Here is a 13925-nt window from a genome sequence, read left to right on the forward strand (position 1 = left end):
GCTTATCCGCCGTGGCCGTCGGCGGGCGCTGCGGGCCGCGACCGTTCCAGCGGCTTGAGGGGCTTGGCCGGATTGCCTCCGCAGGCCGTCCAGGCGGGCATGTCCTTGGTCACGACGCTGCCCGGCGCGATGATCGCGCCCTCGCCGATGGTCACGCCCTTGAGGATGATGGCGTTGAACCCGATCCAGACCTTGGAGCCGATGACCACGGGCTTCATGGTGACCTTGGACCAGTCCTGCGACTGGCCGATGGCCCGGCCGCCGGAGGCGATGTAGTCCTCGAAGCACAGGCGGACGTCGTCCTTGCGCTCCTCCCAGTAGAGCGAGTGGTGGTCGGAATCGATGATATTGATGTTCCAGGACATCAGGACGTCGTCGCCGACGATGATTTCCCTGGCGCAGTCGAAGTTGACGTTCCCCAACTGGCAGCGCGCGCCAACCGTTATCCTGGCCCTGGGCTGAATGAAATTGAAGACCGAATAGATGTGCGACTGTTCGCCGATGGTGATATTGACGAAGTCCGGCTCTGGTTCCTCAAGATAATTGATGTTCGAATGCGACGTGACGAGGCTGGTATCATGCACGCGGGCGTGCTGCTTGTACTTTCGCCAATTGTTGTGGTCAGGCGCTCCAAAAACGAACATTCACCCCTCCTTGCTTCACGGGCGCGCAGGCCTCGCGCCCCTGTGAGCGCTCCTACCATGCAAAGATCATTCTTTTTTCGGATAATGCCAAAACGAAAGCGTGTAAAGAATCAAACCCGCGCACATGCGCGCCAGGCCCAACGCTGGACATCGCCACCAGGCCCCGCTAAAATCAAAAAAAGCCGCCAATCCCCTTGAAGAGCACGCCATTTTCCTGACAGAATAACCAGCGGCCCGGACACCTCCGGCACCCCCCGCCTGGGCGCGCGTATCCGGGACGCCTCTGTTTGCACGATAAATGCATGTCGCGTGCGCCCGGATATCGCCAGAACTGGCCCAGTCCTGGCCCAATTCTGGCCAACTCTCTGGAGGATGCGGCGTTTTCAGGGCGCGGCAAGCTGACGGACAGGCCTGAAAGCCTAAGCGACGCGCCGGAAAACGCGATTGACCGAGTCGGCTTCGGCGCGACCTGGAGCCTTAAGCGGCCCCACGTCCCGACCGATAGGCCTGAGAGCGCACGAGGCGGCCTCCGCCACGAAAAAGACCGGCCTGGAGCCGGAGGAAGTGTCCCATGAGGATAATGGTGCTTGGCGCCAGCGGCATGCTGGGCCACCAGCTGGTCCGCCAACTCTGCGCCCGCCACAGGGTGCTGGGCGTCCTGCGCCGGGAGCTTGGCTCTTACGCGGCCCACGGGCTCTTCACCCCGGACAACGCGGCTGGCGGCGTGGACATCCGACGCCCCGAGACGCTTGTCCCGGTGATGGACTCGTTCGGGCCGGAGGTGGTGGTCAACGCGGCGGGCCTGGTCAAGCAGCGCCCCGACGCCTCGGACACGCTGGCCTGCTTGGAGGCCAATGCGGTCTTCCCGCACAGGCTGGCCCGGCTCTGCCAGCAGGCCAAGGCCCGGCTCATCCATTTCAGCACGGACTGCGTGTTCTCCGGCGGCTCCGGACCCATCCCGGACGACGCCCCGCACGACGCCCGCGACGTCTACGGGCGCACCAAGTCCCTCGGTGAGGTGACCGGGCCTGGGTGCCTGACCCTGCGCACGTCCATGATCGGCCTGGAGATCGAAAACCGGCGCGGCCTGGTGGAGTGGTTCCTGGCCCAGCGCGGCGTGGTGCGCGGGTACACCAGGGCGTTCTTCTCGGGCCTCACCACCCTGGAGCTGTCGCGGGTGGTGGAGATGCTCCTCGACGCGCCCGGCGAACTCCACGGCGCCTACAATCTGAGCGCCGCGCCCATCAGCAAGCATGCCCTGCTGGCCCGGCTCGGCGAACTGGCCGGACATCCGGCCATCCTGGTGGAAGACGACTCCCTGGCCGTGGACCGCTCCCTGGACTCGTCGCGGTTCCAGAGGGATTTCGGATACGCTCCCCCGTCCTGGGAGGAGATGCTCCTTGAGTTGGCACAACAGATAAGGACCCATCATCATGTTCTTTGAAGGCAAGACCGTTCTGGTCACCGGCGGCACCGGCTCCATGGGCTCCACCCTGGTCAAGCGCATCCTCGGCGGCGAACGCGGCTGTCCGCGCAAGCTCATCGTGTTCTCGCGCGACGAGGCCAAGCAGCACGACATGCGCATGAACTACCTGAACCGCACCGTGGGCACGGACGAGACCATCTACTCGAACTTCGCCCGGGTGCTGGAATTCCGCATCGGCGACGTGCGCGACTACGGCGACGTCTGCTCGGCGGTGCGCGACGCGGACATCGTGATAAGCGCCGCCGCGCTCAAGCAGGTGCCAACCTGTGAATATTTCCCGGAGCAGGCCGTGCTCACCAACTGCACGGGGGCGGCCAACATCGTCCGGGCCATCCGCGACAACGGCTACCCGGTGCAGACGGTCATGGGCATCTCCACGGACAAGGCCGCCAAGCCCGTAAACGTGATGGGCATGACCAAGGCCATCCAGGAGCGCATCTTCACTACGGCCAACATCGTGGCCCCGTCCTGCCGGTTCGTGTGCGTGCGCTACGGCAACGTGCTGGCCTCGCGCGGGTCGGTGATCCCGCTGTTCCTCAAGCAGATCGAATGCGGCGGGCCGCTGACCCTCACCAGCCCGGACATGACGCGCTTCCTGCTGTCGCTGGACGCCGCCGTGGACACCGTGTTCGCCGCCTTCGAGCGGGCCTTGCCCGGCGAGATCTTCGTGCCCAAGATCCCTTCGGCCAACATCAAGGTGCTGGTCGAAGAACTGCTGGCCGGACGCGACCTGAAGATCCAGGTCACCGGCATCCGCCCCGGTGAGAAGATCCACGAGATCCTCGTCTCCGAGGAGGAAGGCCCGCGCACCGTGGACCTGGGCGACTACTACGCCATGGGTCCCATGCTCCCCGAGCTCGCCCCGGAACGTCCCGGACTCGAGCGCCTGGGCGGCGAGTACAACTCGCGCGACGCCGTCATGGACAGGGCGGACACCAGGGCCTTCCTCGCGGCCAACGGGTTCGCCTGGAAAGGCTGAGAGGAGCTCCCGTGAAGATCATGACCATCCTGGGCACCAGGCCGGAGATCATCCGCCTGAGCCGCCTGATACCCACCCTGGACGGACTTTGCGACCACGTCCTGGTGCACACCGGGCAGAACCACGACGCCAGGCTCTCGGACATCTTTTTCCAGGAGCTTGGCGTGCGCCCTCCCGATCACCATCTGGGCATCGCGGGGAGCACTCCGGGCGAGCGCATCGGCCAGATCATCGCCGGATGCGAACGGCTGTTTCTGGAGGAGCGCCCGGACAGGCTGCTCATCCTGGGCGACACGGACAGCGGGCTGTCCGCACTGCCCGCCAAGCGCCTGGGAATCCCGGTTTACCACATGGAGGCGGGCAACCGCTGCCACGACGACCGCGTGCCCGAAGAGGTGAACCGGCGGGTGATCGACCACGTGAGCGACATGCTGCTGCCCTACACCGAAGGCAGCCGCAGAAACCTGCTGCGAGAAGGCGTCCACCCCGCGCGGGTCCTGGTCACGGGGAACCCCATCCGCGAGGTGCTGGAGCACTACATGGACAAGGCCCAGGAGTCGCATGCCGTGGAGGACCTGGGGCTCACCTCCGGGGGCTACGTGCTGGTCACCGCGCACCGGGCCGAAAACGTGGATGTGCCGGAGCGGCTCTCAAGCCTCGCCCAGGCCCTGGACGCGGTGCAGCGCGAGCTGGGCCTGCCGGTGCTGGTGAGCACCCATCCGCGCACGGCGGCCATGCTCACGCGCCACGGCGTCGCCCTGGACAATCCCAGCGTGCGCTTCCTTGAGCCCTTCGGCTTTTTCGATTTCATCAGCCTCCAGTCCCAGGCCGCGCTGGTGCTCACGGACAGCGGCACGGTGCAGGAGGAGTGCTGCCTGCTGGGCGTGCCCGCCGTCACCCTGCGCGACACCACCGAGCGCCCCGAGACCCTGGAATGCGGGAGCAACGTCCTCTCGGGCGTGGAACCCGGCAAGGTGCTGGCCTGCGTCCGGGCGGCCATGACCCTGAACCGGGAATGGCAGCCGCCTGCCGAATACCTGTCGCAAAACGTCAGCTCGGTCGTGGCCCGCATCATCCTGGGCATGCCCCCGGCAGCCGGAGGCGCAGCATGAGCCGCACCCCGCACTTTTCCATCATGGTGCCCACCTACAATCAGGCGGGCTATCTGGTAGCGGCGCTAAACAGCCTGATCGCCCAGAACGACCCGGACTGGGAGGCCGTGGTGGTGGACGACGGCTCCACCGACGACACCCCCCAGGTGCTGGAGGCCTGCCAGTTCAAGGACCCGCGCATCCGGGCCATCCGGCAGGAGAACGGCGGCACCGCCGCCGCCCTGAACACCGCCCTGGCGAACTGCCGGGGAACCTGGGTGGGCTGGCTCTCCTCCGACGACCTCTTCGAGCCGGACAAGCTCGCGATCCACCGCCAAGCCATGGCCGAGCATCCCGACATCCGCTTCTTCCACACCCACTTCTACCATCTGGAGGAAGACACCGGCATGAAGACCGCCCCGGAGCACTGGCGGCCCATCCCGGAGCCGGGCCTCCAGGTGGCGCGGTTCTTCTCCGGAAACTACGTCTCGGGCATCACCATCTGCGTGGAGCGCCAGGCCATGCTGGCCGCCGCACCCTTCCGCGCAGACCTGCGCCACGCCCAGGACTTCGGCCTGTGGGTGGCGCTGTCCCAGGCGCACCGCTCGCACTTCATCGACCGGCGCACGGCCGTCATGCGCTGGCACGCCTCCCAGACCACCAACGCCTTCCCTGTGGCCGGGCTCTACGACTCGGCCTGGGCCTTGATCGACTTCCTGAACGCGAACCGGTTCGAGGCGCTGTTCCCGGCCCTGGACCTTCTCGACCCGACGCAGGCCCGGACCGCAGTCGACGAGACCCTGGCCATATGCCTGAGTCCGGCCTCGTTTCTCTACCAGCTGGGCTACACCCCGGCCATGATGGAGCGGCTTCTGGAGTGGATGCAGGCCCCGGAAGGCGGAGCCTCCAGGGAGCAGGCGCGCGCCCAAATCAACGAGGCCGTGGGGACCCGCGCCTTCGAGGACGCCCCGGACCAGGTGAAGGCCATCTTCCGCCGGGTCCTGGCCCACGAAGGGGCCTTCGCCTATGCCCCGCACTCCGTGGTGGACTTCATCCGCCGCACCATCGCCTCGCCCGTCACCGACGCCAGGAAGCGGCGCAATCTGGTCCGCTACCTGGACAAGAAAAAGGGCGAATGGAAAAGCCTCTAACCACCACGCATGTCAGCGAAGAAATTCAGGAGCAAGGGCGCATGGAACAGTCTCTGAAAAGCAACGTCGAGATGTGGAAGATCCTTCAGGAGCGCGACTATTTCGCCACCCACCCCTGCTATCGGCAGGAAGACGGGTCCCTGCTCACGAAAGCCTCCGACGACCAGATCATCGAGCGCTTCATGGACCTTGCGGCCAAGAAGCGCGTGGCGGTGATCGGCTGCGGCTACGGGCGCGACGTGGCGGTGATCGCCCCCAAGGTCGGGCACGTCTGGGGCATCGACGTAAGCGAGCTCATCCTGGGCAAGGCCGTGGCCTACCTGCGCGAGCGCGGCTGCGACAACTTCACCCCCGTGCTGGCCGAGCGCTGGAAGGAGGACCTGCCGGGCGGGCTGGATCTGGTGTACAGCTGCATCGTCTTCCAGCACCTCACCCGCGAACTGGTGCGCGACTACATCCTGAACATTCCCGGAAAGCTCGCCCCGCACGGCGAGGTGCTCTGCCAGTTCGCGGACATGGAGTACGGCACCCGCGACGCCGGGCTCGAACACCCTCACGAACCCAGCGTGCGCTGGAACCGCCAGGACATCGAAGCGCTCGTGGCCGAGTCGGGACTCAATCTGTACGCCCTGGAGCGCCAGCCCATCGAGGGCCACGGCGACTGGTGGTGGGCTCATTTCGGCCCTGCTGCGCGCTAGTGTCTCGTTGTAGAAAAACATGAACATGTTTTTCTACAACAAAACAACTGGTTCTCTTGGGTCGAATTCATACGGCGTATGAACGTATTTTGCGAACGCCACACAAGAAAGACGGACGAAGCAGGCCTGCCCCCATGCGCATCGTTCATGTGAACACCCAGGACGTGGCGGGAGGCGCGGCCAAGGTTGCCCGCCTGCTGGCCCTGCGCGAGCGCGAGGCCGGCCACGACGCCGTGCTGCTGGTGGCCAGGCGGCACGGGCGCGGGGCCTTCGTCTCGCGCTTCGACCCGGCCCCGGACCCGCTGCTGCGTCCTTTCGCCGAGGAGTGCGGCCTCCAGTACCTGCACTTCCAGGGCTGCTTCGGCCTGCCGGAGCGCGAGCCCATGGCCTCGGCGGACTTGGTCCACCTGCACAACCTGCACTACGACTTCTTCAACCCCCTGGCCCTGGCCGCCATCTCGCGGGCCAAACCCTGCCTGTGGACCCTGCACGACCTGCACCCGCTCACCGGCTTCTGCAACTATCCCGTGGACTGCGCAGGCTGGCTCTCAGGCTGCACGGACTGCGAACGAGCCCGCATGAACGCCCCGGACCCTCAATGCGACGGGAGCCTGGTCACCCCGGCCAGACGCCGGGGCACGGCGCTGACCCATCGGGCCAAGGCCCTGGTCTACGCGCACTCCCGGCTGACCCTGGCCTGCCCGTCCCGGTGGGTGAAGGAGCAGGTGGAGCGCTCCATCCTGGCCGGGCATCCGGCCCAGGTCATCCCCAACGGCATCGAGACGGACGTGTTCGTCCCCGGAGACCGTGCTGCCGCGCGCCGCGAACTGGGCATTCCGCAGGACGTCCCGGTGGTGGGGGCCGTGGCCGCTTACGGCGTGTTCGACAATCCCATCAAGGGCGGCCCGCTGATCCTGGAGGCCATGCGGCGGGTGTGGAACGAGCGCCCGGAGACCATTTTCCTGAACGTGGGCGGCTTCGGCCACGGGCCGGATGCGCGCGTGGTCAACCTGCCCTTCGTGGAGAACCCGGCGACCCTGGCCAGGGCCTACGCGGCCATGGACGTGTTCACCCACGCCTCCCTGGCCGAGACCTTCTGCCTGGTGGCCGCCGAGGCCATGTCCTGCGGCGTCCCCGTGGCCGCTCAGGAGCTCGGGCCGCTGCCCGAGGTGGTCCGCCAGGGACGCGACGGCCTGCTCTCCCCGCCGGGCGACGCCCCCGCCCTGGCTGCGAACATCACGCGGCTTTTGGGCGACGCGCCCCTGCGCCTAAGCCTGGGCCAGAGCGGTCGGAAGCGCGCCCTGGAGGAGTTCGGGCTGGACCTCATGGTGCGGCGCTACATCGAGCTTTCCCGGCAGGTGATCGAAGAGCGGCGCGGCTTACCCGGCATCGTGGCTCCTCTGCCGCCCGCCGGACTGCCCGCCCTGGCCAGGACATCCGCCCTCCTGAAGGCCGAGGGGATTTCAGACAAGGCCCGCACCAGCCAGGAGCTCGTCCGGGACTTCGTTCAAGAACAACCCGAGGAGCTCAGGCCACATTTCGAGGCCGTGGCGCAAAAATCCCGCGACATCGCGCGGGTGTTCGAGCTTCGGGGTCTGGGACGGCTGGAAGACTCCCTGGCCGTGATCGACTCGCTGAACGCCGCGTGGCCGCAGGACACGGCCCTGTGGCGCACCCGTGGGGTCACGCTCGGCCTCATGGGACGCCGGGACGAGGCCATGGAGGCTTTCCGGGTCTGCCTGGAGGCGCACCCGCCCCAGTCCGACGCGCTCCTGAACGTCTGCGACATGTGGCGCGCCGCCGGGGACCAGGCCAAAGCCCTTGAGGCCCTGGATGCTTTTGCCGCCGTGGACCCGTATCTGCGCGGCTTCAACTGGCGGAAGGGGCTTCTGCTCCAGGACGCAGGAGACCACCGGGGCGCGGCGCGGGCCTTCCTGCGCGAGCTGCGGCTCCACGGTTCGCCCGAAGCGCGCGGCCCGCTGGCCCACAGCCTGGAGGCCCTGGGGAAGCCGCTGCTGGCGCAGTGCCTGGGCCAGGACCCGGCGTGACCCGCACGATCCGCTTATCAGGCCTGCCCGTGAAACCAAACCGGTCGGCGAGCGACTGCCGCCCCGAAAAACGCCCCTGGTCATGGCCCAATCCGCGCCCCTGGCCTTTGGGCATGGGAATTGCTAGTCTTTGCGCATTCCAGGGGGAGGTCGTATGATACCGCTTTACCAGATGAAGATCATCCAGATCGACATCACCAACGCCTGCGTGAACAAGTGCTCCAACTGCACCCGGCTCATCGGCCATCACCGCAAGCCCTTTTTCATGGAGTTCGACTTCTTCAAGAAGGCCGTGGACTCCCTGGTGGATTTCCCCGGCATGGTGGGCACCATCGGCGGCGAGCCCCTGCTGCACCCGGAATTCGAGAAGTTCGCCCGCTACCTGGAGCGTCAGATTCCCGACAAGAAGCGCCGGGGATTGTGGTCCACCATCCCCGAGCAGTTCAGCGCCAGATATGGCGAGCTCATCAAGCAAGTGTACGGCAACCTCTTCCTGAACGACCACACCATCGACGCCATCCTGCACCAGCCCGTGCTGGTGGCCGCCCAGGAAGCCGTGCCCGATCCGGCCAAGATGTGGAGCCTCATCGACAACTGCTGGGTGCAGACCTACTGGTCCGCCACCATCACCCCTAAGGGGGCCTTCTTTTGCGAGGTGGCCGGAGCCCTGGACATGCTCTTCGACGGCCCCGGCGGCTGGCCCGTCGAGCCGGGCTGGTGGAAGCGCGAGCCGGGCGAATTCGGCGAACAGAAGGAGCGCTGGTGCCCGCGTTGCGGCTGCGCCGTGCCCCTGCCCAGGCGCAAGTCCACCCAGGAGGTGGACGACGTGAGCGCGGGCAACCTCGCGGAGCTGACCCGCATCGCCTCCCCCAAGGTGAAGAAGAACCGGGTGGAGGTGTTCGACGGCAAGTCCATGCCCGAGGACTGGAACCCGCACCCCAACTGGTACATGTCCGAGGTGGAGGAAGAGGCCCAGTACCGCAAGCGCATCGCCGACCGCCTGAGCGGGACGGACCCCGCCTGCCCCGATGACGGGCAGGAATGCGCCTAGGCCGCGTTTTCACGATTTGACGGCCAGAGTCCGGCCCGGACCAAACAGATTTTTGCAAAGGATCGACGCATGCCTGCAAACGGCAAGGGATTTTCCACCACCACCCGGCGCGTTCTCACCCGCAGGGGCGTCCTGTGGCTCGGCCAGACCTGCAACCTGCGCTGCCACTTCTGCTATTTCCAGAACCGGATAAGCTCCGCCGAGCACCCGGACCACCCCTTCATGAGCCTCGACAAAGCCAAGGGCATCTGCTCCACCCTGCGCGGCCACTATGGCAACACGGCCATCGACATCCAGGGCGGCGAGCCCACCATCCACCCGGACATCAACGCCCTGGTGGCCCACTGCCGCGAGATCGGCCTTCTGCCCACGCTCATCACCAACGCCCTGGTGCTGGACAAGCGCGAGCGCTGCCAGGCCCTCGTGGACGCGGGGCTTCGCGACCTTCTGGTCTCGGTGCACGGCCTGCGCGAGGACTACGACCGCGCCGTGGGCCTGCCCGGAGGCCACGTCCGCCAGATGAAGGCCCTGGACAACCTGGTGGCCCTGGGTATCCCCTTCCGCTTCAATTGCGTGCTGGCCAAGTCCGTGCTGGGCCATCTCGCGGAGATCTCGCGGCTGGCCGTGGAAACCGGGGCCAGAGTCGTGAACTTCATCGCCTTCAACCCGTTTGAGGACCAGCAGAAAAACGCCCGCTCCGGCGCGGACGTGCCCCGCTACACCGACGTGCGCGGCCCCCTGGTGGAGGCGCTGGACTACCTGGAACTGCACGGCGTGGAGGCCAACGTGCGCTACCTGCCCCTGTGCCAGGTTCCCGAGCGCCATCGCAAGAGCTTCTACAACTTCCAGCAGCTCCCCTACGACCTGCACGAGTGGGACTACGCCTCCTGGTCCTGGACCGGGCGCAACCCGCAGCGCAGGCGTGACGGCGACCTGGAAGAGCCCGTGTCCCTGCGGTGGGCCAACTCGCGCTCCAAGATGTTCGGCTACGAGGGCTACCTTGAGGCCCCCTCGGTGAGCCCGGAGGACGAATACCGCCACAGCGCGTATATCCGCGCCCGCGAGCATTGCGGCTACAAGTTCGCCCCGGCCTGCGAAGCCTGCGGCCTGAAGGGAATCTGCGACGGCTTCCACGGCGACTACGCCTCCCTGCACGGCGCGGACGAAGCCCGGACGCAGGACATTCCCCTGGTGGAAGACCCGAAGTTCTACATCTCCCGTCAGGTGAAGATCGTGGAAGATGAAGACGCCGACTGGGCTGGCTGAAACCCGATCCCGGCCAACTGAACGGAGACCAAGACATCATGCCCAGCTACCGGCAAATCCTCGACGCGCCCTGCATCCTGCACCAGGACGAGAAGACGCTCCTCGGCCTGTGCGCGGCCATGCTCACCCCCGGTTCCACCATCGTGGAGGTGGGCACCTACACGGGCGGCTCGGCCCGGATACTCCAGGCGGCCTGCAAAGGGACCTGCGCCCTGCACAGCATCGACATCGCCGACCATGTGAATCCGCGCATCGTCTCCAAGGATAGCTTCCAGCATTTCCTGGGCGATTCGCGAGCCTTCGCTGACTGTTTCCAGGGACGCATCGACCTGGCCTTCATCGACGGTGACCACTCTTTCCAGGGCGCGCTCACGGATTACGAAAACCTCCGCCCGCTGCTTGCCCCGCAGGCGGTGGTGCTCTTCCACGACGTGGACTTCGATCACATCGGGGTCAAGGTGTTCTGCGACACCCTGGTGCGCACCGGCTGCCTGCGCGACGTGGTCCAGGCGTCCCGGATGCTGGCCGGAACCCACGTTCCCGCTGCGCCCATGCCCACGGCCGCCGACTACGCCGAAACCATCCGCCTCCAGGCGCTGACCTACGCCGCCGAACAGTACCAGGGCGTCTGCCGGTGCGAGGAAAGCCAGGCCTCCCGCCCTGTTTTCCCGCTCCCCCAGGACAGGTCCCGCATCCGCTTCATCGGGCGCGGCTGCCTCGGCTGGCTGGTGAGCCGCCTGTTCGACCTGGAGTGGGCGTCTTTCATCGATTCCTGGCAGGCCGATGACCCCGATTGCAGTTACTACGTGTGCAGCTACTCCAAGGGAGCCATCGAAGGCACCCTCATACACCAGAAGGGTATCTCCCCCTCCCGGATCATCTTCGTGAGCCCCGTTCAGGCGTCCTTGGCCATCCTGGACGACCTGCTGCTGGCAGGCGGCGTGAAAACTGCCAAAACGGCCACCTCGGAGATGGAGCAGGCCATAGTCCCCTCGGCGTTCATGGCTCTGCCCCCGGACATGCTCCAGCGTCTGCACGCCTCCGGCTACCTCCACCAGTTCTTCACCTCTTTCTTCTTCAAGGGCTGACATGACCCCTGCCGCCACCATACCGCTCACGCCCGCCCTGGCCGATTCGCGCCTGGACCGGGCTGGAATAGAAAAGCCCCTGGTGTCCGTCATCGTCACCAGCTTCAACTACGCCCCCTACGTGCTGGACTGCCTGCGCTCGGTGGCCCGCCAGGCCTACCCCCACTGGGAGTGCATCGTGGTGGATGACTGCTCCACGGACGACAGCCCCGCCCTCATCCAGGCCTTCGTGGACTCGCCCGAAGCCGGTGGGCGCTTCGCCTTTGCGCGCCACGAGGCCAACGGCGGCCAGATGGAGGGGTTCAAGACCGGGCTGGCCCAGGCCAAGGGCGTGTTCGCGGTGCTTCTGGACGCCGACGACGTGCTGCTGGAGGACTTCCTGGAGGTGCACCTGCACACCCACCTGGGCAGGTTGCCCGTGGCCTTCACCAGCTCCAACCAGTACCAGATAGACGGCCTGGGGCGCATCGTGTCAGGCGAGCACCTGGACCACCACTCCAAGGGCGCCTACCGATACGTTCGCAAGACCACCTTCCAGCGCGGCTTCTGGATCTGGGCCACGGCCAGCTCCATGATGTTCCGGGTGGAGACCCTGCGGCTCATCCTGGAGAACCAGCCGCGCTCGTTCCGCATCTGCGCGGACTACTACATCGCGCACTTCGCCAACCTGATCGGCTATTCGCTGCTCATCCCCACCATCCACGGTTGCTACCGCCGCCACGGGGAGAACAATTTCGGCTCCAACCCGGTGCTGGGGGCCATCAACTCCGTGGGCTGCATGACCAAGCACCCCCCGCACGCCGAGTTCCGCCAGGCCATCATCGACCACATGCTGGGCAACAAGGCGCGCTTCAAGCCCATCCTTGGACGAAAGGACTTCGTGACCATGCTCTTCCGGGTGGGAACCTGGGAGGAGATACGCGAGGCGGCCCGCAAGCACCCCGACGTGCTGCCCGGACCGGAATGGAAGCTGCGGCTGCGCTACTGGCTTTTCAGGCTCTCGCGCCTGAAGCTGAACAGGACCCCCTGGCCGCAGAGGCTGGAGGCGGTCGATCCGTCCTGATGTTCGAAGGCCCGGAAAGGCGCGTTCGCGTCATTCCGGGCCGTTTTCGCTAATCGCCCGGCGCGATGATGGTTTCGCTACCACCCACGCTGTCCACCACGAAAACCGGCTCGTCGCCCTGCCAGGGGGGGTTCGACTTCCCAGTCATCTCCTCGATGTCCACGCGCACCACGCAGGTGACCGCCAGGACCTTCTCGTCGTATTTGCCGGTGGGGCCGCCCAGGTGTCCCATGATGAGGTCCAGTCCGCGCTGCTTCTCCGCCGGGTCCTCCACGACCACGGCGCGCCCCGTGCCCACCACGGACTTGAAGTGCGCGGTGTAGTCGCAGGCCTTGGTCTGGCGCACCAGCGAGTAGGACACCACCGCGTCGAAGCTCACCCGGTCGCAGGCGCGCAGGCAGTCGGCCTTTTTCCCCTTGTGGGAGCTGTGGAAATACAGCGCGCGGTTCTCGTACCCGAAGCTCACCGGCACCACGTACGGCGACGCGCCGTCCCACATGGCCAGATGCACGTACTCGGCCCGTCGCAACAGGGCCTCCACCAGTTTGAAATCCTTTATCTCGCGGTCGGACTTACGCACAAAAACGCTCCTTGCGATTATTCTTTCAGCCCCGATTGATACTCAGATATCGCGCGCCATGTTGTCCAGAAGGCGGGTCAGCATGGCCTCCAGACCCTCCAGGTGCTTGAGCCCCGCCCTCATCTCTTCCGGGGTCTGCACAAACTGCCCCTCGACCAGGTCGGCGGCCCCGTGTTCGATCAGCTGCTCCATGCTCTGGGCCGTGGTCTCGAAATGAAACTGCAACCCCACCAGCTTCGCGCCCACGGCGAAGGCCTGCTGCGCGCAGGCGTCGCTCTCTGCCAGCAGCGAGGCCCCGCGCGGCACGGAGAAGGTCTCGCCGTGCCAGTGAAAGGCCGTGAACTCCTTCGGGATGCCCGCAAACGCCGGGTTGGCCGCGCCCCAGGGCGTCAGCCGCACCGGATGCCAGCCTATCTCGCGCTGGTTGTTGCTGCCCACCTGCCCGCCCAGAATCTGCGAGAGCATCTGCGCGCCCAGGCACACGCCAAGCACGCTCCTGCCCCTGGCCACGGCCTGCTTCAGGCACTCCTTCTCCTGGGCCAGCCACGGGAACTCCAGCTCGTCGTGGACGCTCATGGGGCCGCCCATCACCGTCAGCAGATCGTACTCGTGCGGGTCGGGCAGCGGGTCGTTCGCCCAGATCCGCGTGCGTGCAAGCTCATGACCGCGTTTGGCCGCCCAGACCGCTATCCCCGCCGGGTCCTCGAAAGGAACATGTTCGATGGATTGGATACGCATGGTATGACTCCTGCCTCCGTGGTGGCTTTCTTTGACGGATTC

13 protein-coding genes are annotated in these 13925 nt (G+C 66.4%); 10 read left to right on the plus strand and 3 right to left on the minus strand.

What is annotated here, in order from left to right; all coding sequences use genetic code 11:
• Positions 1 to 2: 2 nt before the first annotated feature.
• Positions 3 to 644 (minus strand): acyltransferase, encoded by a 642-nt coding sequence (locus tag G453_RS29140; protein ID WP_051272710.1) that lies wholly within the window; start codon positions 642 to 644, stop codon positions 3 to 5.
• A 571-nt stretch (positions 645 to 1215) separates the two neighbouring features.
• On the opposite strand from G453_RS29140, the gene G453_RS0120790 reads away from it, so the two are divergent.
• The 10 genes from G453_RS0120790 (at position 1216) to G453_RS25675 (ending at position 12565) form a co-directional block, all read left to right on the plus strand.
• Positions 1216 to 2088, plus strand: a complete 873-nt coding sequence (locus G453_RS0120790; protein ID WP_027192587.1) for a dTDP-4-dehydrorhamnose reductase family protein — start codon at positions 1216 to 1218, stop codon at positions 2086 to 2088.
• Complete coding sequence (locus tag G453_RS0120795) at positions 2078 to 3109, plus strand: polysaccharide biosynthesis protein (protein ID WP_027192588.1); 1032 nt, start codon at positions 2078 to 2080, stop codon at positions 3107 to 3109. The genes G453_RS0120790 and G453_RS0120795 overlap by 11 nt, the downstream gene beginning before the upstream one ends.
• A gap of 20 nt (positions 3110 to 3129) precedes the next feature.
• A complete protein-coding gene (gene wecB / locus G453_RS0120800; protein ID WP_235731834.1) occupies positions 3130 to 4221 on the plus strand; it encodes a non-hydrolyzing UDP-N-acetylglucosamine 2-epimerase in 1092 nt (363 codons plus the stop codon).
• Complete coding sequence (locus G453_RS26850) at positions 4218 to 5351, plus strand: glycosyltransferase family 2 protein (RefSeq protein WP_051272712.1); 1134 nt, start codon at positions 4218 to 4220, stop codon at positions 5349 to 5351. Before wecB ends, G453_RS26850 begins: the two co-directional genes overlap by 4 nt.
• 41 nt (positions 5352 to 5392) lie before the next feature.
• Positions 5393 to 6049, plus strand: a complete 657-nt coding sequence (locus G453_RS28540) for a class I SAM-dependent methyltransferase (RefSeq protein ID WP_051272714.1) — start codon at positions 5393 to 5395, stop codon at positions 6047 to 6049.
• A gap of 134 nt (positions 6050 to 6183) precedes the next feature.
• A complete protein-coding gene (locus G453_RS26855; RefSeq protein ID WP_027192590.1) occupies positions 6184 to 8097 on the plus strand; it encodes a glycosyltransferase in 1914 nt (637 codons plus the stop codon).
• A gap of 154 nt (positions 8098 to 8251) precedes the next feature.
• A complete protein-coding gene (locus tag G453_RS25670; RefSeq protein WP_051272716.1) occupies positions 8252 to 9148 on the plus strand; it encodes a radical SAM protein in 897 nt (298 codons plus the stop codon).
• Between the two features lie 69 nt (positions 9149 to 9217).
• Positions 9218 to 10414, plus strand: coding sequence for a radical SAM protein (locus G453_RS0120825; RefSeq protein ID WP_027192591.1), 1197 nt, complete (start codon positions 9218 to 9220; stop codon positions 10412 to 10414).
• 38 nt (positions 10415 to 10452) lie between these two features.
• Positions 10453 to 11502: a class I SAM-dependent methyltransferase gene (locus G453_RS0120830; protein WP_027192592.1), complete on the plus strand. Its 1050-nt coding sequence runs from the start codon at positions 10453 to 10455 to the stop codon at positions 11500 to 11502.
• Between the two features lies 1 nt (position 11503).
• Positions 11504 to 12565 (plus strand): glycosyltransferase family 2 protein, encoded by a 1062-nt coding sequence (locus tag G453_RS25675; protein ID WP_051272718.1) that lies wholly within the window; start codon positions 11504 to 11506, stop codon positions 12563 to 12565.
• Positions 12566 to 12614: 49 nt separating this feature from the next.
• On the opposite strand, the gene G453_RS25680 is transcribed toward G453_RS25675, so the two are convergent.
• Positions 12615 to 13145: a pyridoxamine 5'-phosphate oxidase family protein gene (locus tag G453_RS25680; RefSeq protein WP_084502645.1), complete on the minus strand. Its 531-nt coding sequence runs from the start codon at positions 13143 to 13145 to the stop codon at positions 12615 to 12617.
• A gap of 42 nt (positions 13146 to 13187) precedes the next feature.
• On the minus strand, positions 13188 to 13883 hold the full coding sequence (locus tag G453_RS0120845) for a type 1 glutamine amidotransferase (protein WP_027192593.1): 696 nt from the start codon (positions 13881 to 13883) through the stop codon (positions 13188 to 13190).
• Between the last annotated feature and the right edge of the window lie 42 nt (positions 13884 to 13925).

Source organism: Fundidesulfovibrio putealis DSM 16056, from assembly GCF_000429325.1.
Classification (GTDB): Bacteria; Desulfobacterota; Desulfovibrionia; order Desulfovibrionales; family Desulfovibrionaceae; genus Fundidesulfovibrio; species Fundidesulfovibrio putealis.

What these genes read in the sequence shown, in the direction of transcription:
- G453_RS26850 (WP_051272712.1), top strand. Translation starts at nt 4,218, where the DNA reads ATGAGCCGCACCCCGCACTTTTCCATCATGGTGCCCACCTACAATCAG.
- G453_RS0120830 (WP_027192592.1), top strand. Translation starts at nt 10,453, where the DNA reads ATGCCCAGCTACCGGCAAATCCTCGACGCGCCCTGCATCCTGCACCAG.
- wecB (WP_235731834.1), top strand. Translation starts at nt 3,130, where the DNA reads ATGACCATCCTGGGCACCAGGCCGGAGATCATCCGCCTGAGCCGCCTG.
- G453_RS0120845 (WP_027192593.1), bottom strand. Translation starts at nt 13,883, where the DNA reads ATGCGTATCCAATCCATCGAACATGTTCCTTTCGAGGACCCGGCGGGG.
- G453_RS26855 (WP_027192590.1), top strand. Translation starts at nt 6,184, where the DNA reads ATGCGCATCGTTCATGTGAACACCCAGGACGTGGCGGGAGGCGCGGCC.
- G453_RS29140 (WP_051272710.1), bottom strand. Translation starts at nt 644, where the DNA reads ATGTTCGTTTTTGGAGCGCCTGACCACAACAATTGGCGAAAGTACAAG.
- G453_RS0120790 (WP_027192587.1), top strand. Translation starts at nt 1,216, where the DNA reads ATGAGGATAATGGTGCTTGGCGCCAGCGGCATGCTGGGCCACCAGCTG.
- G453_RS25675 (WP_051272718.1), top strand. Translation starts at nt 11,504, where the DNA reads ATGACCCCTGCCGCCACCATACCGCTCACGCCCGCCCTGGCCGATTCG.
- G453_RS28540 (WP_051272714.1), top strand. Translation starts at nt 5,393, where the DNA reads ATGGAACAGTCTCTGAAAAGCAACGTCGAGATGTGGAAGATCCTTCAG.
- G453_RS25670 (WP_051272716.1), top strand. Translation starts at nt 8,252, where the DNA reads ATGATACCGCTTTACCAGATGAAGATCATCCAGATCGACATCACCAAC.
- G453_RS0120795 (WP_027192588.1), top strand. Translation starts at nt 2,078, where the DNA reads ATGTTCTTTGAAGGCAAGACCGTTCTGGTCACCGGCGGCACCGGCTCC.
- G453_RS0120825 (WP_027192591.1), top strand. Translation starts at nt 9,218, where the DNA reads ATGCCTGCAAACGGCAAGGGATTTTCCACCACCACCCGGCGCGTTCTC.